At 71.0% G+C, this 25,018-nt stretch carries 24 protein-coding genes; 10 read left to right on the top strand and 14 right to left on the bottom strand.

Going from position 1 to position 25,018, the window contains the following annotated elements; all coding sequences use genetic code 11:
* Window positions 1-107 precede the first annotated feature (107 nt).
* The 3 genes from AC1MGR_RS04095 to AC1MGR_RS04085 all read left to right on the top strand — a co-directional run bounded on the left by AC1MGR_RS04095 (window position 108) and on the right by AC1MGR_RS04085 (window position 4,827).
* Entirely contained in the window at window positions 108-2,291 is a 2,184-nt protein-coding gene (locus AC1MGR_RS04095; protein ID WP_480233752.1) for a protein-disulfide reductase DsbD family protein, read from the top strand.
* 135 nt (window positions 2,292-2,426) lie between these two features.
* A complete protein-coding gene (locus AC1MGR_RS04090; RefSeq protein WP_108035479.1) occupies window positions 2,427-3,659 on the top strand; it encodes an MFS transporter in 1,233 nt (410 codons plus the stop codon).
* 133 nt (window positions 3,660-3,792) lie between these two features.
* Window positions 3,793-4,827, top strand: a complete 1,035-nt coding sequence (locus AC1MGR_RS04085; protein ID WP_480233751.1) for a GSU2403 family nucleotidyltransferase fold protein — start codon at window positions 3,793-3,795, stop codon at window positions 4,825-4,827.
* Window positions 4,828-4,836: 9 nt separating this feature from the next.
* On the opposite strand, the gene tolB is transcribed toward AC1MGR_RS04085, so the two are convergent.
* From tolB to tolQ, 4 genes are all read right to left on the bottom strand, one after another.
* Window positions 4,837-6,171 (bottom strand): Tol-Pal system beta propeller repeat protein TolB, encoded by a 1,335-nt coding sequence (gene tolB, locus AC1MGR_RS04080; protein ID WP_480233750.1) that lies wholly within the window; start codon window positions 6,169-6,171, stop codon window positions 4,837-4,839.
* Between the two features lie 170 nt (window positions 6,172-6,341).
* A complete protein-coding gene (gene tolA / locus AC1MGR_RS04075) occupies window positions 6,342-7,706 on the bottom strand; it encodes a cell envelope integrity protein TolA (RefSeq protein WP_480233749.1) in 1,365 nt (454 codons plus the stop codon).
* A gap of 11 nt (window positions 7,707-7,717) precedes the next feature.
* Complete coding sequence (locus AC1MGR_RS04070) at window positions 7,718-8,164, bottom strand: ExbD/TolR family protein (RefSeq protein ID WP_055947274.1); 447 nt, start codon at window positions 8,162-8,164, stop codon at window positions 7,718-7,720.
* A gap of 27 nt (window positions 8,165-8,191) precedes the next feature.
* Complete coding sequence (tolQ, locus tag AC1MGR_RS04065; RefSeq protein WP_055947271.1) at window positions 8,192-8,908, bottom strand: protein TolQ; 717 nt, start codon at window positions 8,906-8,908, stop codon at window positions 8,192-8,194.
* A gap of 363 nt (window positions 8,909-9,271) precedes the next feature.
* On the opposite strand from tolQ, the gene AC1MGR_RS04060 reads away from it, so the two are divergent.
* A complete protein-coding gene (locus AC1MGR_RS04060; protein WP_480233748.1) occupies window positions 9,272-10,525 on the top strand; it encodes a methyl-accepting chemotaxis protein in 1,254 nt (417 codons plus the stop codon).
* A 51-nt stretch (window positions 10,526-10,576) separates the two neighbouring features.
* Here the strand turns inward: AC1MGR_RS04060 and ybgC are convergent, their stop codons facing one another.
* Window positions 10,577-11,023 carry a tol-pal system-associated acyl-CoA thioesterase gene (gene ybgC / locus AC1MGR_RS04055; RefSeq protein ID WP_480233747.1) on the bottom strand — a complete coding sequence of 149 codons (447 nt, stop codon included), beginning with the start codon at window positions 11,021-11,023 and terminating at the stop codon, window positions 10,577-10,579.
* Between the two features lie 468 nt (window positions 11,024-11,491).
* Between ybgC and AC1MGR_RS04050 the strand changes: the two genes are divergently transcribed.
* Window positions 11,492-14,161 (top strand): bifunctional diguanylate cyclase/phosphodiesterase, encoded by a 2,670-nt coding sequence (locus AC1MGR_RS04050; protein ID WP_480233746.1) that lies wholly within the window; start codon window positions 11,492-11,494, stop codon window positions 14,159-14,161.
* 21 nt (window positions 14,162-14,182) lie between these two features.
* On the opposite strand, the gene ruvB is transcribed toward AC1MGR_RS04050, so the two are convergent.
* Entirely contained in the window at window positions 14,183-15,235 is a 1,053-nt protein-coding gene (gene ruvB, locus AC1MGR_RS04045; RefSeq protein WP_480234926.1) for a Holliday junction branch migration DNA helicase RuvB, read from the bottom strand.
* Window positions 15,236-15,466: 231 nt separating this feature from the next.
* Here ruvB and AC1MGR_RS04040 point away from each other — a divergent pair, with 231 nt between their 5' ends.
* On the top strand, window positions 15,467-16,021 hold the full coding sequence (locus AC1MGR_RS04040; protein ID WP_480233745.1) for a Uma2 family endonuclease: 555 nt from the start codon (window positions 15,467-15,469) through the stop codon (window positions 16,019-16,021).
* A 34-nt stretch (window positions 16,022-16,055) separates the two neighbouring features.
* Here the strand turns inward: AC1MGR_RS04040 and bfr are convergent, their stop codons facing one another.
* From bfr to ruvA, 3 genes are all read right to left on the bottom strand, one after another.
* On the bottom strand, window positions 16,056-16,553 hold the full coding sequence (gene bfr, locus AC1MGR_RS04035; protein ID WP_108035488.1) for a bacterioferritin: 498 nt from the start codon (window positions 16,551-16,553) through the stop codon (window positions 16,056-16,058).
* 62 nt (window positions 16,554-16,615) lie between these two features.
* The gene (locus tag AC1MGR_RS04030; protein WP_480233744.1) at window positions 16,616-16,885 is read right to left on the bottom strand and encodes a (2Fe-2S)-binding protein; all 270 of its coding nucleotides are present in this window, start codon (window positions 16,883-16,885) and stop codon (window positions 16,616-16,618) included.
* 258 nt (window positions 16,886-17,143) lie between these two features.
* On the bottom strand, window positions 17,144-17,761 hold the full coding sequence (ruvA, locus tag AC1MGR_RS04025) for a Holliday junction branch migration protein RuvA (RefSeq protein ID WP_056352855.1): 618 nt from the start codon (window positions 17,759-17,761) through the stop codon (window positions 17,144-17,146).
* 220 nt (window positions 17,762-17,981) lie between these two features.
* Between ruvA and AC1MGR_RS04020 the strand changes: the two genes are divergently transcribed.
* The gene (locus AC1MGR_RS04020; protein ID WP_480233743.1) at window positions 17,982-18,629 is read left to right on the top strand and encodes a YceI family protein; all 648 of its coding nucleotides are present in this window, start codon (window positions 17,982-17,984) and stop codon (window positions 18,627-18,629) included.
* On the opposite strand, the gene AC1MGR_RS04015 is transcribed toward AC1MGR_RS04020, so the two are convergent.
* Together AC1MGR_RS04015 and ruvC are read right to left on the bottom strand one after the other, a co-directional pair.
* The gene (locus AC1MGR_RS04015; RefSeq protein ID WP_480233742.1) at window positions 18,613-19,395 is read right to left on the bottom strand and encodes a hypothetical protein; all 783 of its coding nucleotides are present in this window, start codon (window positions 19,393-19,395) and stop codon (window positions 18,613-18,615) included. The two genes, AC1MGR_RS04020 and AC1MGR_RS04015, sit on opposite strands and share 17 nt — an antisense overlap.
* 85 nt (window positions 19,396-19,480) lie before the next feature.
* Window positions 19,481-20,047, bottom strand: coding sequence for a crossover junction endodeoxyribonuclease RuvC (ruvC, locus tag AC1MGR_RS04010; RefSeq protein WP_108035491.1), 567 nt, complete (start codon window positions 20,045-20,047; stop codon window positions 19,481-19,483).
* Between the two features lie 417 nt (window positions 20,048-20,464).
* Between ruvC and AC1MGR_RS04005 the strand changes: the two genes are divergently transcribed.
* On the top strand, window positions 20,465-20,779 hold the full coding sequence (locus tag AC1MGR_RS04005; protein WP_480233741.1) for a hypothetical protein: 315 nt from the start codon (window positions 20,465-20,467) through the stop codon (window positions 20,777-20,779).
* A gap of 87 nt (window positions 20,780-20,866) precedes the next feature.
* Window positions 20,867-22,333: a methyl-accepting chemotaxis protein gene (locus tag AC1MGR_RS04000; RefSeq protein ID WP_108035493.1), complete on the top strand. Its 1,467-nt coding sequence runs from the start codon at window positions 20,867-20,869 to the stop codon at window positions 22,331-22,333.
* Window positions 22,334-22,343: 10 nt separating this feature from the next.
* On the opposite strand, the gene AC1MGR_RS03995 is transcribed toward AC1MGR_RS04000, so the two are convergent.
* Window positions 22,344-23,090 carry a YebC/PmpR family DNA-binding transcriptional regulator gene (locus AC1MGR_RS03995; RefSeq protein WP_056214451.1) on the bottom strand — a complete coding sequence of 249 codons (747 nt, stop codon included), beginning with the start codon at window positions 23,088-23,090 and terminating at the stop codon, window positions 22,344-22,346.
* A gap of 253 nt (window positions 23,091-23,343) precedes the next feature.
* Between AC1MGR_RS03995 and AC1MGR_RS03990 the strand changes: the two genes are divergently transcribed.
* Window positions 23,344-23,571, top strand: coding sequence for a hypothetical protein (locus AC1MGR_RS03990; RefSeq protein ID WP_181259623.1), 228 nt, complete (start codon window positions 23,344-23,346; stop codon window positions 23,569-23,571).
* A gap of 9 nt (window positions 23,572-23,580) precedes the next feature.
* On the opposite strand, the gene AC1MGR_RS03985 is transcribed toward AC1MGR_RS03990, so the two are convergent.
* Both AC1MGR_RS03985 and rpe read right to left on the bottom strand, forming a co-directional pair.
* Entirely contained in the window at window positions 23,581-24,333 is a 753-nt protein-coding gene (locus tag AC1MGR_RS03985) for an HAD-IA family hydrolase (RefSeq protein ID WP_480233740.1), read from the bottom strand.
* Window positions 24,327-25,013: a ribulose-phosphate 3-epimerase gene (gene rpe, locus AC1MGR_RS03980; RefSeq protein WP_480233739.1), complete on the bottom strand. Its 687-nt coding sequence runs from the start codon at window positions 25,011-25,013 to the stop codon at window positions 24,327-24,329. The genes AC1MGR_RS03985 and rpe overlap by 7 nt, the downstream gene beginning before the upstream one ends.
* Between the last annotated feature and the right edge of the window lie 5 nt (window positions 25,014-25,018).

Below are 25,018 nucleotides of genomic sequence, written 5' to 3'. Positions count from 1 at the left end.
CTTCCGGCGCGGCGAAAAGGCGGGGACAAGCGATCTCGCGGCTTCGAGATTTTGCGCCCGGGGCGAACGGCCGTAACCTGCCCGCTTCCAGCACCGAACAGGACTCGATGATCCGGCTTCTCGCCCTGGCGCTCGCGCTGTTCGGCCTCGCGCTCACCCCTGCTTCCGCGCAGGGCTTCAAGGTGCCGGCCGACCTCGTGAAGGCGAGCCTCGTTGGGGAGCCCGCCGCGATCCGGCCCGGCGCGCCCTTCACGGTCGCCATCCGCATGGTGATGCGGCCGCACTGGCACGTCTACTGGCGCAACCCCGGCGATTCCGGCCTCGCCCCGGAGGTCGCCTGGACGCTGCCGGCCGGGTTCTCGGCAGGCGCGATCCAGTGGCCGAGCCCGAGCCGCATCCCGGTCGCCCACCTGATGAATTTCGGCTACGAGGACGAGGCTGTCCTCCTCGCCGAGGTGACGCCGCCGGCCACCCTGGCGCCCGGCAAGTCCGTGACGCTCCAGGCCAAGCTGAGCTACCTCGTCTGCGAGCGCGAATGCGTGCCGGGCTCGGCTGATCTGCGCCTGACCTTGCCGGTGGCGCAGGCCGGCACCAGCACGGGTGTCGCGCCCGGCGCGATGATGCTGTTCGAGGCCGCCCGCGCGGCCCTGCCGGTGCCCGCGCCCTGGCCGGTGCGCTACGGCGCCGAGAACGGGCGCCTGCAGGTGCACCTCTCCGCGCCTCCCGGGCTCGCGGCGTCCGACGTCGCCTACTTTCCCTATGCGGAGACCGCCATCGAGAACGCTGCGCCCCAGGAGGCGCGCAGCGACGCCGACGGCCTGCACATCGATCTGCCCCGCGGCGACGCCACCGCGGGGGCCCCCGCCACCCTGCCGGGGGTGCTGACCTTCGCGGAGGCGACGCCGGACGGACCCGTGCGCCGCGCCTACGCCGTCGGCGAGGCGCCCGACACGGCCGGCGCCTCGCCGACGGCCTCGGCCGCCGCCCCGCCCGCGCCGGCCGCGACATCGGGGCCGGTTCAGGCCCCGGACGAGAGCCTGACCCTGTGGAGCGCCGCCGGCCTCGCCTTCCTGGGCGGCCTCCTCCTCAACCTGATGCCCTGCGTCTTCCCGGTCCTGTCGATCAAGGTGCTCAGCCTCGTGCGGCATTCGGGCGAGCCGGCGGGCCGGGTCCGGCTGCACGGCCTCGCCTACACGGCCGGCGTGCTCGCCGCCTTCCTGGCGCTCGCCGGCCTGCTCATCGCCCTGAAGGGCGCGGGCGCCGGCATCGGCTGGGGCTTCCAGCTGCAATCGCCCCTGGTGGTGGCGGGCCTCGCCTATCTGCTGTTCGCCATGGGGCTCAGCCTGTCGGGGGTGGTGCATCTCGGCGCCGGCATCACGGGGCTCGGCGACGGCCTGACCCGGCGGGCGGGTCTCGAGGGCTCGTTCTTCACCGGCGTGCTCGCCACGGTGGTGGCCACCCCCTGCACCGCCCCCTTCATGGGCTCGGCGGTGGGCTTCGCCCTGACGCAGGAGGCCGGCGTGAGCCTGGCCGTCTTCGCCAGCCTCGGCCTCGGCCTCGCCCTGCCCTTCCTGGTGCTGACCATCTGGCCCGCGGCCCTGCGGCGCCTGCCCCGCTCCGGCGCCTGGATGGACACCCTGAAGGGGGCGCTGGCCTTCCCGATCTACGCCACCGTGGCCTGGCTGGTCTGGGTGCTGTCACAGCAGGTGGGCTCGGCCGGGCTCCTCGCCGCCCTGGTCGGGCTCGTCCTCGTGGGCTTGGCCGCCTGGGCCTGGGAGCGCGGGCACGGGGCCGGACCAGCGGGCACCTGGATCGCGCGCGGGACCGCCGTGGCGGCACTGGCCGCCCTGGCCGTCCTCACTCTCGGCCTCGACCGGGACCGGGCCGGGCCCGAGGCCGCGCAGGCCGATGCGGGCGCCTTCACCCAGGCGCGGCTCGACGGGCTCCTGGCCCAGGGCAGGCCGGTCTTCGTCAACATGACGGCGGCCTGGTGCATCACCTGCCAGGTGAACGAGCGGGCGGCCCTGCGCGCCGAGTCCGTCCAGGCCGGCCTGAAGGCGCGGGGCATCACCTATCTCAAGGGCGACTGGACCAACCAGAATCCCGAGATCACCCGCCTGCTGGAGCGCCACGGCCGCAGCGGGGTGCCGCTCTACCTGCTCTACGCCGGTGCGGGCGAGCCCGCGGTGCTGCCCCAGATCCTCACCCCCGGCCTCGTGCTGGAGGCCCTGCAGGCGGTGCCCCTGGCGGCCGCCGACCGGAGTGCCGCCCTCACCGAAGGACGGCCCTGACCGCGCTGCCCCCGCCCGGCCCGTCTCGGTGCGGACGGTCGAGTTCGAGCGCGGCACGGTCCACGCCGCCTCTTAATCCGTCCGCCCGTCCGCCACGCGCTTGACGCGGACACCACCCTGCCGCAGCACGGCGGGATGAGCACCGATGCCGCGCCGCGCTGGACCGTCTTCCGCAACGGCGATTTCCGCCTCTTCGGCGCGGCCCGCTTCCTCACCGGCCTGGCCTTCCAGATGCAGGCGGTCGCGGTGGGGTGGTTCGTCTACGACATCACCCGCTCGGCCCTCGCCCTCGGCTTGGTGGGGCTGGCGAGCTTCCTGCCCGCCATGCTGTCGGCCCTGGTGACGGGCCACGTCGCCGACACCTACGACCGGCGCCTCGTCGCGGCCCTCGCCTACGCGACCCTGGCCCTGGCGGATCTCGGCCTGCTCCTCGCGGCTTGGCTCGGCACCACGACCCTGTGGCCGATCTACGGGCTCGTCGTGGTGATCGGCACCGGCCGCGCCTTCGCCAACCCGGCCCTCCAGGCCCTGCTGCCGACCCTGGTGCCCCGCCCCCTGTTCGGCTCGGCCATCGCCTGGAACGCCTCCCTCTGGCAGAGCGCCTCGATCCTCGGCCCGGCCACCGGCGGCTTCCTCTACGCCCTCGGGCCGGCGGTGGTCTTCGGCGCGGCCGCCGCGAGCTTCGCCCTGGCCAGCGCCCTGATCCTGGCGATCCGGTTCCGGCCCGCCCCCATCGCCGAGCGCCCGCCGGTGACCTGGGAGACCCTCTCGGCCGGCCTGACCTACATCCGCACCCATCCGGTGGTGCTCGGCGCCATCAGCCTCGACCTCGTGGCGGTGCTCCTCGGGGGGGCCACCGCCCTCCTGCCGATCTTCGCGGCCGAGGTGCTGCACGTGGGCCCCCTCGGCCTCGGCGTCCTGCGCAGCATGCCGGCGGCCGGCGCCGTGCTCACCGCGATCGCCCTCGCCTATCGGCCGCTGCAGCGCCGGGCCGGGCTGCGCATGCTCCAGGCCGTGGGGATCTTCGGCCTCGCCACGGTGGGCTTCGGCCTCTCGACCTCCCTGCCCCTCTCCATGGCCTGCCTGTTCGTCACGGGGGCAGCCGACATGATCAGCGTGTTCGTGCGCCAGACCTTCGTCCAGGGCGAGACGCCCGACGCCATGCGAGGCCGGGTCTCGGCGGTGAACTCGGTCTTCATCGGGGCCTCGAACGAGCTCGGCGAGTTCGAGTCCGGCACCCTGGCGGCCCTGATCGGGGCCGTCCCGGCGGTGGTGGCGGGCGGTCTCGCGACGCTTCTCGTCGCGGCCCTGTGGGGCCGGGTCTTCCCCGCCCTGCGGGCCCGGGACCGGCTCGTGCCGGCGGAATGAAGGGCGGGATGATCCCTCCGGCCACCATTCTGCATAGCGGCAGGGATAAACCGAACGAATTCAATCGCTTGTTCCGCCCCAGAATGGCATTATCCCCCAGCGGACACCTTCCGCGTCCCTCGGGGATAAAACGATGTCTTTCAGCGACTTAAACGAGGATCAAGCGCGGCAGACGATCGATGTCGAGCAGGTCTTCGCCGCCTACGGGAGCGCACGCAGCGTGCTGGAGCGGCGCTTCTCGGGCGCCCTGTCCTGGAAGACGGTCGCGGGCCGGGACTACCTCTATCGGAAGCGCGGCGAGATCTGGAAGTCTCTCGGCCCGCGGACGCCCGAGACGGACGCGATCGCCCGTCAGTTTCATGAGGGGCGAACGGATCTGACCGCACGGGTGGCCAACTTGGCCGATCGCCTCGACGCGATGGCCCCGGTCAATCGCGCCCTGAAGCTCGGCCGCCTGCCGGCGATCGCCGGTCGCATCCTGCGCGCGCTGCACGGTGCGAAGCTGATCGGAAGCGGCGTCGAGGTCGTCGGGACGAATGCCCTCTACGCCTACGAGCGTCTGGCGGGCGTGCATCTGGCGACGGCCGACGTCGACCTGCTGTTCGACGCCCGCCGCTCGCTGCGGCTCCTGGCGCCGGAGGTCTCGGCGACGGGCCTCGTCGGCCTGCTGCGCAAGGTCGACCGGTCGTTCGCCGTGATGGGAAAGGGCAGTTTCCGGGCCGTGAACCGCGACGGCTACATGGTCGACCTGATCATGCCGACCACGAAGGACCGGATGGCCCGCCCGCCCAGGAGCCGCATCGGCTCGGACGGCACGGATCTCGAAGCCGTGGCGATCGAGGGACTGCCTTGGCTGGTGAACAGTCCGAAGGTGCACGCGACCGTCCTCGACGCCCGTGGCTACCCGCTCACGATGGTCGCCCCGGATCCCCGGGCCTTCGCCCTGCACAAGCTGTGGCTCGCGGCACGCCCGGACCGCGATCCCCTCAAGCAGAGGCGCGACCGGGCGCAGGCCGACCTCCTCGCCGCTCTCCTGGCCAGCCACCTGCCGCACCTGCGGTTCGACGATCCGGCCCTGGCCGCCCTGCCCCGCGCGCTGCGCGACGAGGCCGCATCGCTGGTCCCGCCGCCCTCCGGAGGACCGGCGCGGCTGGAACCGGACTGGTAGGCGTCCGCCCTACTTCCCCGACAGCAGCGGCGACCAGGTCGGGTCCGACGCGTAGGACGGAGTCGGCACCGGCTGCTCCACCTTGCCGGTGATGTCGACCATGTAGAGCTTGCCGCCGCCCTGGCCGCCCGGATCGCGGAAGAACAGCACGTACTGGCCGTTCGGCGCGAAGGTCGGGCCCTCGTTGTGGAAGCCTTCCGTGAGCACGCGCTCGCCCGAGCCGTCCGGCTTCATCACGCAGATGGCGAAGCCGCCCTTGCGCTGGCGGGTGAAGGCGATGAGGTCACCGCGCGGAGACCAGGCCGGCTGCGAGGCCGAGCCCTCGCCGAAGGAGAGGCGGGTGGGCGTGCCCCCCGAGGCGCTCATCACGTAGATCTGCTGCGAGCCGCCGCGGTCGGATTCGAAGACGATCTGGCTGCCGTCCGGCGAGAAGGTCGGCGAGGTGTCGATGGCGTTGCCGTTGGTGATCGGCGTCTGGGCCTTCGAGGCGAGGTCCATGACCACGATGTCGGCGTTGCCGCCCTGCTGCACGCTCATCACGAGGCGGCGGCCGTCGGGCGAGAAGCGCGGGCTGGTGCTCATCGAGTCGGCCTTGCCGAGCGCCTGCCGGCTGCCGGTCTCCAGGTTGATGACCTGGATGCGCGGCTGCTGGCCGGTGGTCTGGGTCATGAAGGCGATGTCCTGGGTCGCCGGCGAGTAGCGCGGCGCGACCACGGCGTTCTCGCCGTTCGTGAGCGCCCGCACGTTGGCGCCGTCCTGGTCCATCACCATCAGGCGCTTGCGCCGATGTTCCTTCGAGCCCGACTCGTCCACGAAGGCGATGCGGCTGTCGAACCACGGCCCGAGGCCGGTGATCTTGGTGTAGACCGCATCCGAGATGAGGTGGCCGGTGCGGCGGGCATTGGCCGGATCGGTGCCGTATTGCTGGCCGGTCATCTGCTGGCCGGAGGTGACGTCCCAGAGGCGGAACTCGACCTTGAGCTTGCCGCCGGCGTCGCGGGCGACGCGGCCCGTGATCAGGGCCTGGACCCCGGCGGCCCGCCACTTCTCGAAGCCGGGCACCGAATCGAAGGCCGGCGCCTCGGGGAACTTCGCCTTCTCCACCGGGGTGAAGTAGCCCGAGCGCCGCAGGTTGTTCGTCACCACGCTGGAGACGAGGAGCCCCAGGCTCGGGTCGCCGGTGAAATCCGTGACCGCGATCGGCATCGGCTGGAACGAGCCGCCGCCGATGCGCAGGTTCAACTGCGCCGCCGCCGGGGTCAGGCCGAGCAGGAGCAGGGCCAGGAGGGCGAGGAGCGACGTCAGGCCCTTGGACACCGGGCTCTCGAGAAGACTGCGATGCATGATCGATTCCGTGGTCGTGGGAATGCGAGGATCGGGGATGGGTCCTGGCGGGGGGCGCGATGGGGTCGCCCCCGCCGCGCGCGGGGGAAGCCGAGAGGCCGCCCGAGACGCCGCCGCGCCCCGCGCGGAGGCGCGACGCGCGGAAGCAGGGCCCGGACGGGGCCGCCGCATCACGCCCGCGAGAACTCGAACTCCGCGTTGATGGCTTTCCAGTCGTTGTAGTAGGGCGCGTACTGGGCCGGGATCTTGTAGGGCGCGCAGCGGCGCACGGCGCGCTGCGCCGCCTCGGCGATGGAGCGATCCACGGCGTTGGCCCCGCCGCGCATGATGCGGGGCTCGGAGGTGAGCGTGCCGTCCGGGTTCAGCCGGATGTCGAGCATCGGCAGCACCACGCCCTGGGTGGCGCCGGGGGGCGCGACGTAGCAGCGCTCGATCTGCTGCTGCAGCATGCCCACCAGGGCGTCGCGCAGGGACGGCGACAGGCGCTGGGCATTGCCGGAGGCCGCGCCCAGGGAAGCGGTGCGCTGAACCTCGCGGCCGGTGGCGCCGGTGGATTGCGAGGGCGCCTTCGAGGCGAGCAGGGAGCGGATGTCGCCGGCGCTGAACTTGTCGGCGAGCTCGGCCTGCTTCTTGGCCTTGGCCTCCGCGTCGGCCTTCGCCTTGGCATCGGCCATCGCCTTGGCCTTCGCCTTGGCGGCGGCCTCGGCCTTGGCCTTGGCGGCGGCTTCCGCCTTCGCTTCGGCTTCCGCCTCGGCCTTCGCTTCGGCGAGCTCCTTCTGGCGCTCCGCCTCCGCCTTGGCCTTCGCCTCCGCCACGGCCTTCGCTTCCTTCTCGGCCTTGGCTTCCGCTTCCTTCTCGGCCTTGGCTTGCGCGTCGGCCCTGGCCTTGGCCTCGGCTTTCGCCTTGGCGGCGGCCGCGGCCTTCGCGGCTTCCGCCTTGGCAGCGGCCTCGGCCTTGGCCTCCGCCTCGGCTTCCTGCTTCTCGATCAGCTCGGCGAGTTGCTCGCGCTTGACCGCCTCGGCCTTCGCCTTGGCGGCGGCGGCAGCCTTGGCTTCCGCGGCGGCGGCAGCCTTGGCCTCGGCAGCGGCAGCCTTGGCAGCCTCGGCCTTGGCCGCCTTGGCGGCTTCCTTGGCGGCTTCCTTGGCGGCTTCCTTGGCCGCTTCGGCCTTGGCTTCCTGCGGGTCGGGCTCGCTGGAACGCAGCGGCATCTCCTCGGCGCTCGCCACCTTCATGTCGGCGGGGCGCTTCGGGGGAGCCGGGGCATCGACCTTGGCGTTCTCGGGCTCGCGCTCCTCGAACTTCTCGGCGACGCGGTCGGCGCGCGGCTTGGCGTTGGGCTGCGGCGCATCGGCGTTGCGCTCGCCCTTGGTCAGCTCCGAATATTGCTGCTCGGTCATCACCTCGACCGGCACGCCCTCCTGCGCATCCGGCAGGGCGGGGGCCGCCACCGAAAGCAGGGCGACCGTCAGCAGGCCGACATGCGTCGCCGCCGAGACCCAGACGCCCGGTTCACTGCGCTTGAAGGGAATCCGCACCGCCGGGCCCGCTACTTCTGGTCCGGCTCGGTGACCAGGGCGACCTTCTTGAAGCCGCCGGCGGTCACGATCGCCATCACCTGGGCGACGCGGCCGTAATCGACCCGCTTGTCGCCGCGCACGAAGACGCGCTCCTCGAAGCCGGACTTGGCCGTCTCGGTGAGCTTCGGGACGATGGTGTCGTCGGAGAGTTCACTCTCCCCGAGGAAGACCTGGCCGGATTGCCGGATCGACAGGGTCACGGGCTTGGTGTCGGAATTGAGCGGGCTCGCCTTCGATTGCGGCAGGTCGAGGGGCACGCCCACCGTCATCATCGGCGCCGCGACCATGAAGACGATCAGCAGCACGAGCACGACGTCGATGAACGGCGTCATGTTGATCTCGTTGATGGCCGCGTGCCGGCGTCCCCGCCGACGCCGTCCGCCGCCACCCTGCGCTGCTCCGTGGGCCATGCCCATGATCGTTCCTCGGGTGTGGGAGTGGGGTCAGGCGACGAGCGAGAGGCGCTCGTCGATCTGCCGGGACAGGATGGCGGAGAACTCGTCGGCGAAGCCCTCGAGGCGCGACTGGTTCTTGGCCACCGTGGCCTGCAGCTTGTTGTAGGCGAGCACCGCCGGGATGGCGGCGAAGAGGCCGATGGCGGTGGCGAACAGAGCCTCGGCGATGCCGGGCGCCACCACGGCCAGCGAGGTGTTCTTGGAGGCCGCGATCGACGTGAAGGCGGTCATGATGCCCCAGACCGTGCCGAACAGGCCGATATAGGGGCCGGCCGAACCGATGGAGGCCAGGAAGAGCAGGCGCGACTCGAGGCGCTCGACCTCGCGCTGGATGGTCACGTCCAGCACCTTGTCGATGCGCTGGGACAGGCTCTGGATCTGGCGGCCGGAGCCCTCGAAGGAGCGCTTCCACTCGCGCATCGCGGCCACGAACAGGGCGCCCTGCCCCACCGGCTGCCGGTCGTTGAACGAGCGGTACAGCTCCTCCAGGGAACGGCCGGACCAGAACGCCTCCTCGAAGGCGTCCATCTCGGCCTTGGTGCGGCGGAACAGAAGGGTCTTGTCGACGATAATCGACCAGCACCAGATCGAGGCGCCGATCAGGCCGAGCATCACGATCTTGACGACGAAATGCGCCTGCAGGAACAGGCCGAGCAGCGTCATGTCGGGGGCCGGCATCGCCTGCATGGCATCGGCTGGGTTCATGACATGATCCTCGAAAAACCCCGCGCGGAGCCGTCACGGAACCGGTGGTCCGTCTTGCGCGCTTCAACCGGAACCTTGAGCGATTTCAAGGCTCAATGGCCCGCGAATCTGTCGAAAGTATGGGCCGGCCTTGTGCATCGCACCCGCCCGACCCCTGGGCAGTTAAGCACCCGGCAGGGTTAACATTCCCTTGCGGCCCACCCCCGTCGCCCGGCCGCCCCTCCTTCGGCCCCCGACGGACGGCGGCCCCTGGAATTCAGTTGAGCAAAAAGTGTTCAACTTCCGATTTAGACTTGTTTAACCAATAAAATGCATAGAGACGCAGTATCACAAAATACAGACCCAGACCGGAAAGCTCAGCCCATGACCAGCCAAAGAGCGCTCTTCGGGTCCTTGCGCCGGCCGCAACCCGAGATCGGGATCGATGTCGGTGCGCAGATCGACTGGGAGGCCGTGCTGGATGCGCTCCCGGTCAACGTCCTCGTCCTCGATCCCGTCAGCGCCAACATCACCTATGCCAATCGGCGCAGCGTCGAGACGATGCACGCCCTGCGGCAATACCTGCCGCGGGAGGTGAATCCCGACCGCATGGTGGGAACCTCGATGGATGTGTTCCACGAGAACCCCCACCACCAGCGCAGCATCGTCGCCGACCCGTCCCGCCTCCCCTGGCGCACCAAGATCCGCCTCGGCCCCAAGACCCTCGACCTGCACGTCTCGGCGGTGATGGCGAAGGGCGCCTACATCGCGGCCGTCCTGTCCTGGGCCGACGTGACCCCGTTCGCCGAGGCGATCTCGGCCTTCGATTCGGCGATTCAGGGCGCCCTGGACGCCGCCGGCGGCGCGACCGACACGATGCGCGATTCCGCCAACCAGGTCCTGGCGAAGACCGGCGAGACCTCCCACGCCGCCGCGATGGCCTCGACCGGCGCGGCCGGCACCTCGGCCAACGTCCGGACGGTGGCGACGGCGGTCGATGAACTCAACGCCGCCAATGCGGAGATCACCCAGCAGATGAACCGCTCCCGCTCGGTCACGAGCGAGGCGGTGGAGGAGGCCCGGCAGGCGGTCGCGAGCGTGCGCGCCCTCAGCGAGAACTCGACCCATATCGGCCAGGTCGTCGGGATGATCGGACAGATCGCCAGCCAGACCAACCTCCTCGCCCTCAACGCGACCATCGAGGCGGCCCGCGCCGGTCCGGCCGGGCGCGGCTTCGCGGTCGTGGCCAGCGAGGTCAAGGAACTCGCGGCCCAGACCGCCCGGGCGACGGACGACGTGTCCCGCCAGGTCGCGATGATCCAGGCCGCGACGACGTCCACGGCCTCCACCATCGAGCGCATCGCCGGGATCATCGGGAGGATCGACGAGAGCGCCATCTCCGTCGGCTCGGCCGTCGAGGAGCAGTCGGCCACCTCCACCGAGATCCGCCGCAGCGTCGAGGAGGCCTCGGGCCGGACCGAGACGGTGAGTTCCAGCGTCGCGGCCGTCGCCACGAGCGCGACGGATTCGGCCGACGCGGCCCAGAGCATGCTGCGCGCGACCGCGGATCTCAATCGCGAGATCGAGGCGGTGGCGGGCGCGGTCAAGCTCTTCCTGGGCGAAGTCCGCAAGATCTGACGCGGACGCGGCCACGTCCGGGTCCAAGGCCGGACGTCGGCACCGGCCCCGCTAGGCTGACCGGGGCGCGGGTTCGGGATCGCCGCGCTCCGGGGACAGGACCCGCCGCAGGCTGTCGGGCAGGCGGATCGCGCGGCCGTCGCGGACGCAGGCGACGACGACCTCGGCCTTCACCAGCACCTCGCCGCCCCGCCGGACCTCCTGGGCGAGGTGCATCGAGGCGCCCTTCATCGTGGTCGTCCAGGTCCTGACGTCGAGGAGGTCGTCCATCCGCGCCGGCTTGGCGTAGTCGATCACCATGCGGCGCACGACGAAGTGCAGGCCGGCCGCGTCCCGGTGCAGGTCCGACTGGTCGCCCGCGAGCCCGCGCAGGAGCTCGGTGCGCCCCCGCTCCATGAAGCGCAGGTAGCTCGCGTGATAGACGAAGCCCGAGAAGTCGGTGTCCTCGTAATAGACGCGCACCGCGAGGGCGTGAACGCCGGGTTCGGGCTGGGTCAAGGTCGCGTCTCCCGACTTTGTGATGAATAACCCCGCGATGCGCCCTTGGGGCGCCGCCGCGCCGCGCGTCCCGCAGGCCGCGCGCCGAAGCCCGCGCGACGGGGCTCCCGCGTCTTCCGGGCGCGGGGCCGCTCTAGCAGATTCCGAAGGGCGGGCAACGCCGGGCCGCGGGAAGCCGCGCCGCGCGGTCGACCGGGGCGTGTCGGCGGGGCGCGCACCGGCGCGGACGGAGCGAACATTCCGCCGGAAAGCACGGACGAAAAATTAAGGCGTTCCCACGTTGATCAACCGGAAGGCGCCCGTGCGCCGAGCACCTGACGCTTCTGCAAAGCAATGTCGAGGCGCTCCGGGTCCAGGTCTGTGCCGTCGCGGCGGTACAAGGATAGGAACATGCTTACGGCCAGCGTTCGGAGACGATCGGTCCATCTGATCGCCCTAGCGAAAAACCTTTGCGCCGGCTCTTTCATCTTGCTTGCTACTGCTAGTGGTGTTCTTTTTCTGGCAATCGCCGCGGGTGCCGCGCTCTTCATCGCGGACCTGCACACCCGGGCCGTCGCCGATACCGAGCAGAACCTCGTCAGCCTCACCACCGTCCTGGCGGACCAGGCCGACCGGGCCCTGCAGGCGATCGAGCTGGTGCAGGACTCCCTCATCGACGAGATCCGCACCGCCGAGGTGGCCACGCCGGCGGCCTTCGCGGTCCAGCTCACCACGCGCGCCATGCACGAGTCCCTGAGGGCCCGCACAGCGGCGCTGCCCCAGGTCAACGCCGTCACGGTGGTCGATCACACCGGGACCCTGCGCAACTTCAGCCGCTACTGGCCCATCCCGGACGTAAACATCGCCGACCGGGACTACTTCAAGGCCCTGGCCGCGGACCCGCTGCTCCAGCGCTTCGTCAGCGAGCCGGTGCAGAACCGCGGCAACGGAACCTGGACCCTGTACATCGCCCGCAAGATCTCCGCCCCGGACGGGACGTTCCTCGGGCTCGTGCTCGGCGCGGTGGAGCTGGAGTACTTCGCCGGCCTCTACGGCCAGATCGCGCCGCAGCCCGACTACGTGATCTCCCTGTTCCGCACCGACGGCGTGCTGCTGGTGCGCCACCCACATCGGGAGAACGCGATCGGCCGCGGCTACACCACGACCGGCGCCGCCCTGATCGCCCTGCAGAACAAGGCCGGCGGCGTGACCCGGACCGTCAGTCCGATCGACCAGCAGGACCGGCTCATCGCGACCCGGACCCTCTCGAACTATCCGGCGATCCTCAGCGTCAGCCGGACCACCGCGGCGGCCCTGGCCCCCTGGCGCCGCCAGGCCACGGTGCTGGGCGCGGCCGCCGGCCTCCTCGACCTCGGGCTCGTCGGGCTCTTCGTGCTCGGCCGGCGTCAGGCCAGCGGCCAGGAACGGCTGCTGCGCGCGGAGGAGCGGGCCCGCAGCGAACACGCGCTCCGCACCCAATATGCCCGCTTCGGCGTCGCCCTCGACACCATGGCCCAGGGCCTCTGCCTGTTCGACCAGGACAACCGGCTGATCGTGATGAACGCGCGCTACGTCGCGCTGCACGGCGTCCCGCCGGACCTGCGCCAGCCCGGCACCCCGCTGGCGGCCATCCGGGCCCATCTCACGGCGGGCAACGGCGATCGCGCCCCGCCCTGGCCCGACCCGGAGGAGGCCACGCGGGCGCCCGCCTCCTTCACCTGGGATCTCGCCGATGGGCGGGCCATCGCCATCAAGCACGTTCCGATCCGGGGCGGCTGGCAATGCACGCACGAGGACGTCACGGAGCGGCGCCAGAGCGAGGCGCGGATCGTCCGGATGGCGCGCCACGACGCGCTGACCGGACTGCCCAACCGGGCCTTCCTGCGCGAGCACATGGCGGGGGTGCTCGCCGGCCGCGGCGGTGCCCGGCGGACGGCGGTGCTCTACCTCGACCTCGACGGCTTCAAGGGGGTCAACGACACCCTGGGTCACCCGGCCGGCGACGCCCTCCTGTGCCTGACGGGGCAGCGCCTGCGGGATTGCCTGCGCGCCTCCGATTTCGTCGCGCGCCTGGGCGGCGACGAGTTCGCCATCGTCCAGTCCGGGATCGTCGCGCCCGGGGACGCGGCCGATCTCGCCGCGCGCCTCGTCGCGATGCTGCAGAAGCCCTTCACGGTCCAGGACCAGGAGATCGTCATCGGCACCAGCATCGGCATCGCCCTGGTGGAGCCGACGGACACCGAGAGCGACGCCGTCCTGCGCCGGGCCGACGTGGCCCTGTACCAGGCCAAGGGGGCGGGCCGGGGCACCTGGCGCTTCTTCGAGACCGACATGGACGTGGACATCCAGCGCCGGCACCAGCTCGGGACCGAGCTGCGGCGCGCCCTGGCGGCCGGGCAGTTCGAGCTGCATTACCAACCCCTCGTCGCGGCCGGGACCCGGACCCTCAACGGCTTCGAGGCGCTGCTGCGCTGGCGCCATCCCCGGGAGGGGCTGATCAGTCCGGCCACCTTCATCCCGCTGGCCGAGGAGATGGGCCTGATCCGGTCGATCGGCGCCTGGGTCCTCGCCCAGGCCTGCCGCGAGGCGGCGACCTGGCCGGAGACGCTCAAGATCGCCGTCAACCTGTCCTCCGTGCAGTTCGTCCGCGGCGATCTCGTCGAGGACGTGACGGGCGCGCTGATCGGCGCCGGGCTCCTGGCGAGCCGGCTGGAACTGGAGATCACCGAATCCGTGCTGCTGCGCGACCACGCCGACACCTTCCAGATCCTGCATCGCCTGCAGGCCCTGGGTCTCCGGATCGCCATGGACGATTTCGGCACGGGCTACTCGAGCGTCAGCTACCTGCGCCGCTTTCCCTTCGACAAGCTCAAGATCGACCAGTCCTTCGTCCGCACCCTCGGGCAGGACGGGGGAAGCATCGCCATCGTCCGGGCCCTGGTGGGCCTCGGCAAGGCCTGCAACATGGGCATCGTCGCCGAGGGCGTCGAGACCGCCGAGCAGGCCGCCATCCTCGAGGCGGAGGGCTGCGACGAGCTGCAGGGCTTCCTCTTCAGCCGGGCCCTGCCGGCCCCCGACCTCGCGGATATCCTGACCCGCCGGGCCTTCGCCCTGCCGGAGCGCGCGGACGCCCGGCCCGACCGGCGCGACGCGGCCTGATCCCTCGGCCGCGCGCGGCGCTCAGGCGTCCGGATCGTCGGCGTTGAACAGGCCGAACTGCCCGCTCGGCTCGCGCCGCGGCTCGGGAAAGCCCATGTGGCGGAAGGCGTGGGGCGTGAGCATGCGCCCGCGCGGCGTGCGCTGGACGAAGCCCTTCTGGATCAGGAACGGCTCGATGATGTCCTCGATGGCGTCGCGGGGCTCCGACAGCGCGGCCGCGATGGTCTCGATCCCGACCGGGCCGCCGTTGAAGGAGCTCGCGATCATCGTCAGGTACTTGCGGTCCATCACGTCGAGCCCGGCCGGATCGACGTCGAGGAGCTGCAGCGCCCGGTCGGCGATGGCGCGGGTCACCGTCGGCGCGTCGGCCACGATGGCGAAGTCGCGCACCCGGCGCAGGAGGCGGCCGGCGATGCGGGGCGTGCCCCGGGCGCGCTTGGCGATCTCGTTGGCGCCCTCCGGCGACATGCCGAGGCCGAGCACCCGCGCGCCGCGGCTGACGATGAGCTCGAGCTCGTCGACGTCGTAGAATTCCAGCCGGATCGGGATGCCGAAGCGGTCGCGCAGGGGCGTGGTCAGCAGGCCGGCGCGGGTGGTGGCCCCCACCAGGGTGAATTTCGGCAGCTCGATCTTCACCGAGCGGGCGGCCGGCCCTTCGCCGATGATGAGGTCGAGCTGGTAATCCTCCATCGCCGGATAGAGGATTTCCTCCACTGCCGGGTTGAGGCGGTGGATCTCGTCGATGAAGAGCACGTCGCGCTCTTCCAGGTTCGTCAGCTGGGCGGCGAGGTCGCCCGCCTTGGCGATGACCGGGCCGGAGGTGGAGCGGAAGTTCACCCCGAGCTCGCGGGCCACGATCTGCGCGAGCGTCGTCTTGCCGAGGCCGGGCGGACCGACGAACAGGACGTGGTCCAGGGCCGAGCCGGTCTTCTTGGCCGATTCGATGAAGATGCTCATGTTGGCGCGCGCGGCCCGCTGCCCGATGAATTCGGACAGGTTCAAGGGCCGGATCGACTGCTCCAGGTCGTCCTCGCGCCGCTCGGGGGTGAGCAGCGATTCGGGAAGCGGGTGCAGCGTCGGGGACTTCGGCGACGACGGCTTCGGTGAGGAAGGCCGCGACGACGGGGACTTGGGAAGCTTGCTCACACGGACTCTCGGTGGGGGCGCGGGCGCCCTGTGTCCATCATCTGTTCTCCCGCTGGATGTCGCACAAAGGCGCCGTTCGCGCTACATTCTCCGCGCGGCGGAGGGGCGAGGGGCAGCGGGGGATTTGTCATGGACGGTGCGTCGCAGGAATTCGAATGGATGGCCCTGGACGACTTCGAGGAACTCCTCGCTGACAAGCCTCGGAACGAGCGTTGGGAGCTGATCGGCGGCCGGGTGGTCCGGATGATGGTCGGCGCACGCTGGGAGCATGCGCGGATCGTTCAGAATATTGCTCGGCGTCTGGGCAACCAGTTCGACGCGGCGGGCGGCGCCTGCCAGGCTTTCACAGAACCCTTCTTCATGAAGAGCTGCGCCCTGGAAGTGGCCATGCTGCCGGACGTGATCGTAGTCTGCGGTGACATCGAGCCGGGAGCGACCTCGGTCGACAACCCGCGCGTGGTGTTCGAAGTGCTCTCTCCCGGGACGGAGGCTCGGGATCGCTTCGAAAAATGGCAGATCTATCAGCGGCTGCCCGCGCTCCAGCATTACGTTCTGGTCGCCAGGGATCGCGCCCACCCGGAAGTCTACGATCGGATGGACGGTCTGTGGCTGGGCTTTCGGGTCATCGAAGGTCTCGACGGCGTGCTCGACCTGCCGGCGATCGGCGTCTCCCTGCCCCTACTCGAGATTTATCAGCGCGTTCTGTCCGCTTAAGCGCCGGGCCCGCGAGCCCGGCGCGGTCCGGTTCTTACTCGGCTTCCGGAGCGATCGGCTCCAGGCCGCCGATATGCTTCTGGGCGTAGAGCGGCAGGCCGATCTGCGCGATCAGCTCCAGCTGCGTCTCGAGGAAGTCGATATGGCCCTCCTCGTCCTCGGCCAGATCCTCGAACAGGCGCTTGGACACCCGGTCGTTGATCGAGTCGCAGTACTTGGCCGCCTCGAGATAGAGGGACCGCGCCTCGTTCTCGGCGGCGAGGTCGCACTCGATGATCTCCTGGACGTTCTGGCCGATCCGCAGGGCGTCGAGCTCCTGCAGGTTCGGGAAGCCGTCGAGGAACAGGATCCGGTCGATGAACCGATCCGCGTGGTTCATCTCCTCGATGGATTCCTTGCGCCAGAACTTGGCGAGCTCGATGTAACCCCAGTCGTTGAGCATGCGGAAATGGAGCCAGTACTGGCTGACCGCCGTGAGCTCGCTGCGCAGTCCCCGATTGAGGTACTCGACGACCTTCGCATCACCCTTCATCCGCCCAATCTCCCTTGAGGCACGTGTCGCCGGAGGGGAGCTTCAGCACCCGGAATGGGCGCTCAGGCGGCGATCCCCTCCTCCGCAGTCTGGACCTTGACCAAACTACGGGAGCTCGCGCAAGTCGCCGTGCACGCATGCGCGGCCTCATCGCGGGCATTTTCGAGGGCGTTCTGCAGGATGCCGCGGATCGTGCGGGCGCAGCGCCCGCATTTCGGGCTGCAGCCGAGGCAGGCCTGGACCTGGGCCGGCGTGCGCGGACAATCCGGGCCGCGATGCAGGCAGGCGCGCACCGCGCGATCGGACAGGACGTTGCAGGAACAGACGATCATACGGGACCGTAACTCGTGCGTGGCTCGCGTGTCGGGTGAGGCCGCCGGGTGGGGTTTTCACCCGGCCACTTCGTCGAATCTGAGGCGGTGGTGACGCCAGAGCGCAAAAGCTGAGCCCGTGCATCGCGTTGGCGCGTAGATTAGAACAATTGAAAACTGCTTTACTTTCAGCAGGTTAGCTTCCTCCGCCCAAACTGGCAACGGGCATGGCAGGCGTCAAGGGCACAATTCCTTCGCGCCCCAACGATCGATCGCCCGTCACCGGGCGAGTTCGCGCAATCCCAGCCGGATGAGGGTCTTGGCCTCCGCGCCCTCGCCCGCGTTCTTCAGGGCCTCGGCGATGGCCGCGGAGGCCTGGACCGGGGCGTAGCCGAGATTGACGAGGGCCGAGATGGCGTCGGCCACGGGCTGCGGTGCCGTGCGCGCCTCCACCGCACCGGACAGCGCGATCACCGCGGGATCGATGGGCGCGAAGGCCGGGGCCTTGTCCTTGAGTTCCGCCACGAGGCGGGCGGCGAGGCGCGGGCCGACACCGGGTGCCCGCGCCACCGCGCCCTTGTCGCCCATGGCGATGGCCGAGGCGAGGGCCGCGGGCTCGAGCACCGAGAGCAGTCCGAGGGCGACCTTGCTGCCCACGCCCTGCACGGTCTGGAGCAGGCGGAACCACTCGCGCTCGGCATCCGAGCGGAAGCCGTAGAGCCGGATCATGTCCTCCCGGACATGGGTCTCGATGGCGAGGTCCGCCGCCTCGCCGATGCCGGGCAGGCGCTGGAGCGTCCGGGCGGAGCAGTGGACCACGTAGCCGACGCCCTGCACGTCGAGGATCACGAAATCCTCGCCATAGGAATCCACCACGCCCTTCAGCTTGCCGATCATCGCCGTGCCCATCCCTCGTGCCGCCGGATGCCCATCCGTCGCCGGATTGCCTACAGGGGGTCGGGCGCAAGCGCCATGTCGCCCAGAGTCCCGTGTCCCGGAGGCGTGTGTCCCGGAGCCGTGTGTCCCAGAACCTTGCGTCCCGTCGCCACCGCGCCGGTCCCGCCTTGAGGCCGCGCGGCGTTCGTGAAATCAAAGGCGCCCTGCCCGACACACACGGATGACCGCCCCGATGCGCCAGACCGCGCTGCTCCTCGCCTTCGGGCTCCTGTTCACCGCCGGCGCGGCCCGGGCGGCCGAGACGCCGGCCGCGGCCCCGCCGGCCGCGCCCTCCAGCGATCCGACCCAGGTGCGTCCGGGCGCCTATGCGCTCGATTCCGCCCACGGCAAGATCACATGGTCGGTGAGCCACCTCGGCTTCTCGACCTATTACGGCCAGATCACCGACGTGACCGCACAGGCGGTGCTCGACCCGAAGGAGCCGGCGAAATCCACGCTCACGGTCACCATCGGCACCGACAGCGTCAACGGCCTCGACGAGCGGCTCAACCAGCACCTCAAGGCGCCGGACTTCTTCGACACCGCGAAATTCCCGAAGGCGACGTTCACCGCCACCAGCATCGAGCCCACGAGCCCCACCACCGCGCGGGTCAACGGGGACCTGACCCTCAAGGGGGTGACGAAGCCGGTCGCCTTCGACGCCACCTTCAACCAGGCCGGGATCAACCCGGTGAACAAGGCCTACACCGTCGGCTTCGACGGACGGGCGGTGATCAAGCGCTCGGAGTTCGGCATCAGCGCCTTCCTGCCCCTCCTCGGCGACGAGGTGTCCCTGCGGCTCGAGGGCGAGTTCAAGGCCGTGGAGTGAGGCCGCGCTCCGACGGCCGCAGGCGCCGGTAGATCTCCGCGAGGAGCGCCGTCACCAGGACGAGCAGAGCCATGTCGATGAGGCCGGAGGCGAGGATCCGGACGGCCAGGGCGACGGCGGGCAGGTCGGTGCCGGCGCGCTCGGGGGCGTGCAGCATCCGGTCCACGAGGCCGAGCGGCAGGATCGTGGCCACGAGGATCAGGCCGATCCGGGCGGCAGAGCCCCGGGTCATCGCCAGCACGCCGCGCAGGGTCGCGTCGGGGGCACCGACCGCCAGGGCCGGCGCGAGCAGGCTGGTCCAGATCTGCAGGAGCAGGAGGGCGATCCAGGCGAGCAGGCCGACGATCAGCGAGCCGGGACCGAGCCGTTCCGGCGACAGCCCCCGGTCGAGCAGCCCGCTGACCAGGAGCCAGAACAGCTCGAGGGCGAGGAAATCCGGGAACGGGCCCGCCCGGCCCGCGACGACCGCCTGCACGGAGCCGGCGGCACCGCGGTCGGCGCCGAGGATGAGCCGGAACATCGCCATCCAGTAGGGGGCGAGCAGGATCGTGCAGAGGGCATCGACGAGGAAGATGTCCTCCTGGAAGCGCGCGGGCCGCGTCGGGTCGCCCAGCAGCGTGTGGGCCGCCTCCTTGGCCAGGACGACGAGTAACGCCGCGGTGGTGGCCGAGCCGAGGCCGCGCACCGAGGGGAGCGCGGATTTCACGCCGTCCCGAAGCGTCTCGCCGACCGGCAGCGCCGGCCGCATCGTTCCGTGGTCGGCCATTCCGTCCGCTCTCCGCCCAGCGCGCACGCGTCGCGCCCAGAGGCACTGCACAAGCGACCGGGGAGAGTCCAGGCCGCGGGCGCGGTCAGGTGCGCGCCAGGGCCGCCGCGATGCGGGCCGCCGCCAGGCTGCTCGTCCCCGCCACGGGCACGTGCTGGCGCTTGAGGGCGTGGGCGCCCCGATGGCTGTTGTGGGTGATGGCGATGGCCAGGGCATCCGCGGCGTCGGCCACCTTGAACTCGGCCTTCGGCAGCAGGAACTTCACCATGGCCTGGATCTGGACCTTCTCGGCGTGTCCCGAGCCCGCGACCGTCTTCTTGATCAGGTTGGCGGAGTACTCGAACACCGGCATGCCGGCGAGCGCGGGCACCAGAAGCGCCACCGCGCGGGCATGGCCGAGCTTCAGCGTCGCCTGCGCGTCCTTGTTGACGAAGGTCTCCTCGACCGAGACCTCGTCCGGCTGGAAGGCCCCGACGATGCGGCTGATGCCCTCGTAGAGCTCGCGCAGGCGCAGGGCGAGCGGCAGGTCCCCGTCCGAGGTGACCACGCCGCAATCGACGTAGGCGAGCTTGGTCCCCGTGGCCGTGACGACGCCCCAGCCGGTGCGCCGCAGGCCCGGATCGATGCCGAGGATGCGAACGGGAACGGTCATGCGGACTGGGTCATGGCTGGCGCGGCTCCGGGCGCGACCGTCGCGCCGTCCGAGCGTTAGGGACATACCGTGAACGAAGCGTTATGCCAATCCGCGTCGCGGCGACGGCGCCCCCGGCGGTGCGACCGACTCGGTTCGCTCTTCCGAAGACATCCGGACTTGTCGCGACACGAAACGCCCGCGATGCTTCGATCTCACGCTGTCGATCCGGAGACCATCAATCGATCGACACACACGACTTCTCGGCACGGCCGCTGATCGTCCGTTCGGCATCGACGAAATCGGCAGACCCATCTCGACCGGCGCGAAATGCAGACCAGGACCGGGGTCTCCATGACTCAATACGGCCCTGTAACCGCTTCTTAGACTAATGGCCGGTATTAACACAGGACAGCCTCCAGGCGGACTGGTTTCCTCGTGATCGATGCCCCGACCCCTCGCCCGAACCGGTTCCTCGGACCTCTGGCGATCCTCGCGACCCTGATCCTGCCGGCCGGGCTGGTGGCGCTCCCCGCTTCCGAGACCGTCGCGGTGATCGGTCCGCCCGATCAGGACGTCGCCGCCATCGTCGCCCGCGCGGGCGGCACCATCCTGCGCCTGGGCGGCGGGACCAACGTCCTGGTGGTGCGGGCCGAATCCGCCGACCTCGTCTCCCGGCTCTACGCCTCCGGTGCCTGGCTCGTCATCGACGCCCGGTTCGCCACGGGCTGCACGCCCGCCTCGCAAACCTGACCGCTCCGACCCGACCCGAAGATTTCGACCCGAAGATTTCGACCCGACCCGAAGACCCTGACGCTCCCCCCTGGATCCGACCCGGCGATGACGAACCTCGACACCCTCCGGCAGCATTTCGGCCGCTTCCTCATCGGCTTCCTCTGGCTGCACCTGCCGATCATCGCGCTCGCGGCCTGGCTCGCCGGCAATCCGATGCCGGTGCCGCTGGCGGTCGCCGGGGCCCTCGCCGGCCTCAGCACGCTGCTGTGGCGCCGCTCCGCCATCGGCCTGGCCACCCGGCTGGTGAGCAGCCTGTCCCTGATCGGCATGGCCGCGATCCTGCTCTCGGCCCTGGCCGGACATCCGTGGCAGGTCGACCTGCACATGTACTTCTTCGCCTGCATGGCGGTGGTCGTCGCCTGGTGCGACTGGACCATCCTGGTGGCCTGCGCCGCCGCCGTCGCCGGCCATCACCTGACCCTGAACCTCGCGATGCCGGCCCTGATCTTCCCCGGCGGCGCCCGGAGCGCGGACCTCGCCCGCGTGGTGCTGCACGCGGTCATCCTGGTCCTCGAAACGGGGGTACTGGCCTGGGTCGCCCGCACCATCGCCACGGCCTTCGCGGCGCAGGCCGCCTCCGAGCGTGCCATCCGCGCCCAGATGGAGCGGATGCAGGCGCTGGAATCGGAGACCGCCCTGGCGCGGGCGGGCGCCGATGCACAGCGCAAGGCCGCCATGCAGCAGACCGCCCAGTACTTCGAGGCGACGGTGAGCGGCATCCTGAGCCGGGTCACGCAGGCCGCGGGGGCGATGCGGGGCACCGCCCAGACCATGACGGGCACGGCGGAGGGCACGGCCGGACGGGCCGGCTCCGTCGTCGGCGCCGCCGAGATGGCCGCGCAGAATGTCGGCCGGGTGGCCGGTGCGGCCGAGGAACTCGGCGCCTCCGTCGAGGAGATCGGCCGGCAGGTCGCGGACTCGGCCCGGATGGCCCAGGGCGCGGTGGGGCAGGCCGATGCCACCGGCCGCCTGGTGCACGCCCTGAGCACGGGCGCGGCCCGGATCGGGGACGTCGTCGGCATGATCTCGGGCATCGCCGGACAGACCAACCTGCTGGCCCTCAACGCGACGATCGAGGCGGCGCGGGCCGGCGAGGCCGGCCGCGGCTTCGCCGTGGTGGCCGCAGAAGTGAAGGAACTCGCCAATCAGACCGCCCGGGCGACGGAGGAGATCACCCAGCAGATCAACGCGATCCAGGGCACGACCGGCGAGGCGGTGACGGCCATCGAGGCGATCGCCGCGCAGATCCGCACCATGAGCCAGACCGCGGACGCCATCGCGGCGGCGGTGGACCAGCAGGGCTCCGCGACCCGGGAGATCATCCGCAACGTGGCCGAGGCGGCGACCGGCACGGGGGCGATCACCGCCACCATCGGAGGCGTCGCCCAGTCGGCCGAAGCGACGGGCACCGCGGCCGCCAAGGTCCTCGCCTCGGCCTCCGCCCTGGCGCAGGAGGCCGATCAGCTCGGCACCGAGGTGAACCGCTTCCTCGAGACCGTGAAGGCCGCCTGAGGCGCGGGCCTCAGCCCTGGAGCTTCTCCATCAGGGCGTCCGACAGGGCGAAGTTGACGAAGACGTTCTGGACGTCGTCCTGGTCCTCGATCACCTCCACGAGGCGGATCAGCTTCTCGCCGGTCTCGTCGTCGACCTCGATGGTGTTCTGCGCCTTCCAGACCAGGGCGGTGCGGCGCGGCTCGCCGAAGCGGGCCTCCAGGGCCTTCGAGACCTCGCCATAGGCCTCCTGCGCGCAGGTGATCTCGTGGCCGGACTCGTCCGAGCGCACGTCGTCGGCGCCGGCCTCGATGGCGGCCTCCAGCATGGTGTCGGCATCCGCCACCTTGGCGTCGAACTCCACCACGCCGACATGGTCGAACATGAAGGAGACGGCGCCCGTCTCCGCCAGGCTGCCGCCCGACTTGGTGAAGGCCGAGCGCACGTCGCTGGCCGTGCGGTTGCGGTTGTCGGTCTGCGCCTCGACGATCAGGGCCGCGCCGCCGGGGCCGTAGCCCTCGTAGCGGATCTCGTCGTAGCTCTCGGCATCGGCCCCCTGCGCCTTCTTGATCGCGCGCTCGATGTTGTCCTTGGGCACGTTCTCGGCGCGGGCCGCGATGATGGCGGCGCGCAGCCGGGCATTCATCGCCGGGTCGGGCAGCCCGAGCTTGGCCGCGACCGTGATCTCGCGGGCGAGCTTGCCGAACAGCTTCGAGCGGACCGCGTCGACGCGGCCCTTCCGGTGCATGATGTTCTTGAACTGGGAATGGCCGGCCATGACGTGACCCTAGACTGGTAGGAACGAGACCGGATCGCGGGGGCCATGGGCCGGGGGCATCTGCCAGGAGCATGTGCCGGGGCGGCGGGTCCGCGATGCCGGACGGAACGGGGTTGGCCGGCTTATAGGCCGCGGGCCGCGCCCCTGACAACGCTGCGGCGCAGCGTGCGCGGCCGACATCCCTCCATGGCTATTCGCCCCCATAGCTAATCGGCGCCATGGCTATCCGGCGGACAGGGACTATCCTGGGGCGATGACACAGCAGGCGATCGATCGGGCACGGCCCCGAAGCTCCGGCAGGGATTTCGGCACCCGGCCCGGGACGGACGCGCGGAACCACGGGGACGCCCCGACGGCGCCGCGCTGGCTCAAGCTCGGGCTTGCGGGCGCGCTCGGGCTCGTCGCCGGCGCGATGCTGTTTCCGACCCGTGCCGAGGGCGAGCCGCCCGGGCGCGGCGGGACGCGGCGCCCGGGGCCCTGAGGTCCGGCCTCAGCCGGTGACGCGCGCGTGCCAGTCGCGCAGGGCGCTCACGGTCACGACGCCGTCCGGCCAGACATATCCGGACAGGTGCCGGTGGGGCGCGCCGGGCTCGCCGAGGTCGGAGACCGCCGAGAACGCCCCGTCGAGGCGGTGGCTCTCGGTGTAGCGGCTGCGCGTGGCGATCACCGGCAACCCGGCATCGAGGGCCGAGCGGATGCCGGCGGCGGAATCCTCGAAGGCGATGGCCTCCGAGGCCGGGACGCCGAGGCGGGCGAGCGCGAGGTCGAAGACGTCGGGCGCCGGCTTCTTGCGCGGCGCCTCGTCGCCGCAGGCGATGACGTCGAAGGGGATGTCGCCCGCGGGGAAGTTGATCCGCAGCAGGGTGTCGACGTTGGGCCGGCTCGTGGTGCTGGCCACCGCGAGCTTGAGCCCGGCCGCCCGCGCTTCCGCGATGAGGCGGCCCACCCCCGGGCGCAGGGCGAGGCTGCCGCCCTCCACGAGATCGCCGTAGCGGCGGGTCTTGCGATCGTGGATCTCGCCCATGCGGGGGCGCAGGGACTCGAGCGCGTCGGCATGCTCGGTCTCGACGTAGTGGCGCAGGCGTTCCTTGCCGCCCATCACCGTCAGGAGATCGGCGTAACGGGCCGGGGACCAGGACCAGGGCAGGCCGAGATCCGCGAAGGCGCCGTTGAAGGCCTGCCGATGGAGGTCCTCGGTCTCGGCAAGCGTCCCGTCGACGTCGAAGATCAGCGCCCTCAGCATGAGAGGGGACCGCCTCCGACCTCCGCGGCGCCCGCGCGGATCGCCGCGATCCGGTCCGCGTAGCCGGCCGGCCCGCCCTTGAACACGGCATTGCCGGCCACGAAGGCGTTCGCACCCGCGCGGGCGGCCTCCGCCACGGTCTCGGGACCGATGCCGCCGTCGACCTGGATGTCGATCGGGCGGCCGGCGCTCATCGCCCTGATGCGCCGGATGGTCTCCAGGGTCGAGGGAATGAAGCTCTGGCCGCCGAAGCCCGGATTGACCGTCATCACCAGGACGAGGTCGACGAGGTCGAGGAGCGGCTCGACGGCGGAGGCCGGCGTGCCGGGGTTGAGGGCGATGCCGGCGCGCTTGCCGAGGTCGCGGATCGCCTGGAGCGAGCGGTGGATATGCGGGCCGGCCTCGACATGGACGGAGATCGCGTCGGCGCCGGCCTCCGCGAAGGCCGCGAGGTAGGGATCGGCCGGGGCGATCATCAGGTGCACGTCGAAGAGCTTGGTCGAGTGGGGGCGCAGGGCCTTGATCACGCCTGCGCCGAAGGTGAGGTTGGGCACGAAGTGGCCGTCCATCACGTCGAGATGGATCCAGTCGGCCCCGGCCTCGGACACCGCGCGCACCTCCTCGCCGAGCGCGGCGAAATCCGCCGAGAGGATCGAGGGCGAGATGATCGGGCCGTTCATGGGGG

Source organism: Methylobacterium sp. BI1 (assembly GCF_056680125.1).
Note: the sequence above shows the minus strand (reverse complement) of the source record. Positions and strands in the feature narration are given on the sequence as shown.

Bases quoted from the DNA above. Each gene is read 5' to 3' on its own strand.
- AC1MGR_RS04000 (WP_108035493.1), top strand. From the start codon at position 20,867: ATGACGAACCTCGACACCCTCCGGCAGCATTTCGGCCGCTTCCTCATC.
- bfr (WP_108035488.1), bottom strand. From the start codon at position 16,553: ATGAAGGGTGATGCGAAGGTCGTCGAGTACCTCAATCGGGGACTGCGC.
- AC1MGR_RS04090 (WP_108035479.1), top strand. From the start codon at position 2,427: ATGAGCACCGATGCCGCGCCGCGCTGGACCGTCTTCCGCAACGGCGAT.
- AC1MGR_RS04020 (WP_480233743.1), top strand. From the start codon at position 17,982: ATGACCGCCCCGATGCGCCAGACCGCGCTGCTCCTCGCCTTCGGGCTC.
- tolQ (WP_055947271.1), bottom strand. From the start codon at position 8,908: ATGAACCCAGCCGATGCCATGCAGGCGATGCCGGCCCCCGACATGACG.
- ruvA (WP_056352855.1), bottom strand. From the start codon at position 17,761: ATGATCGGCAAGCTGAAGGGCGTGGTGGATTCCTATGGCGAGGATTTC.
- AC1MGR_RS03990 (WP_181259623.1), top strand. From the start codon at position 23,344: ATGACACAGCAGGCGATCGATCGGGCACGGCCCCGAAGCTCCGGCAGG.
- tolB (WP_480233750.1), bottom strand. From the start codon at position 6,171: ATGCATCGCAGTCTTCTCGAGAGCCCGGTGTCCAAGGGCCTGACGTCG.
- AC1MGR_RS04095 (WP_480233752.1), top strand. From the start codon at position 108: ATGATCCGGCTTCTCGCCCTGGCGCTCGCGCTGTTCGGCCTCGCGCTC.
- AC1MGR_RS04060 (WP_480233748.1), top strand. From the start codon at position 9,272: ATGACCAGCCAAAGAGCGCTCTTCGGGTCCTTGCGCCGGCCGCAACCC.
- AC1MGR_RS04030 (WP_480233744.1), bottom strand. From the start codon at position 16,885: ATGATCGTCTGTTCCTGCAACGTCCTGTCCGATCGCGCGGTGCGCGCC.
- rpe (WP_480233739.1), bottom strand. From the start codon at position 25,013: ATGAACGGCCCGATCATCTCGCCCTCGATCCTCTCGGCGGATTTCGCC.
- AC1MGR_RS04040 (WP_480233745.1), top strand. From the start codon at position 15,467: ATGGCCCTGGACGACTTCGAGGAACTCCTCGCTGACAAGCCTCGGAAC.
- ruvC (WP_108035491.1), bottom strand. From the start codon at position 20,047: ATGACCGTTCCCGTTCGCATCCTCGGCATCGATCCGGGCCTGCGGCGC.
- AC1MGR_RS03995 (WP_056214451.1), bottom strand. From the start codon at position 23,090: ATGGCCGGCCATTCCCAGTTCAAGAACATCATGCACCGGAAGGGCCGC.
- AC1MGR_RS04085 (WP_480233751.1), top strand. From the start codon at position 3,793: ATGTCTTTCAGCGACTTAAACGAGGATCAAGCGCGGCAGACGATCGAT.
- AC1MGR_RS04070 (WP_055947274.1), bottom strand. From the start codon at position 8,164: ATGGGCATGGCCCACGGAGCAGCGCAGGGTGGCGGCGGACGGCGTCGG.
- AC1MGR_RS03985 (WP_480233740.1), bottom strand. From the start codon at position 24,333: ATGCTGAGGGCGCTGATCTTCGACGTCGACGGGACGCTTGCCGAGACC.
- AC1MGR_RS04015 (WP_480233742.1), bottom strand. From the start codon at position 19,395: ATGGCCGACCACGGAACGATGCGGCCGGCGCTGCCGGTCGGCGAGACG.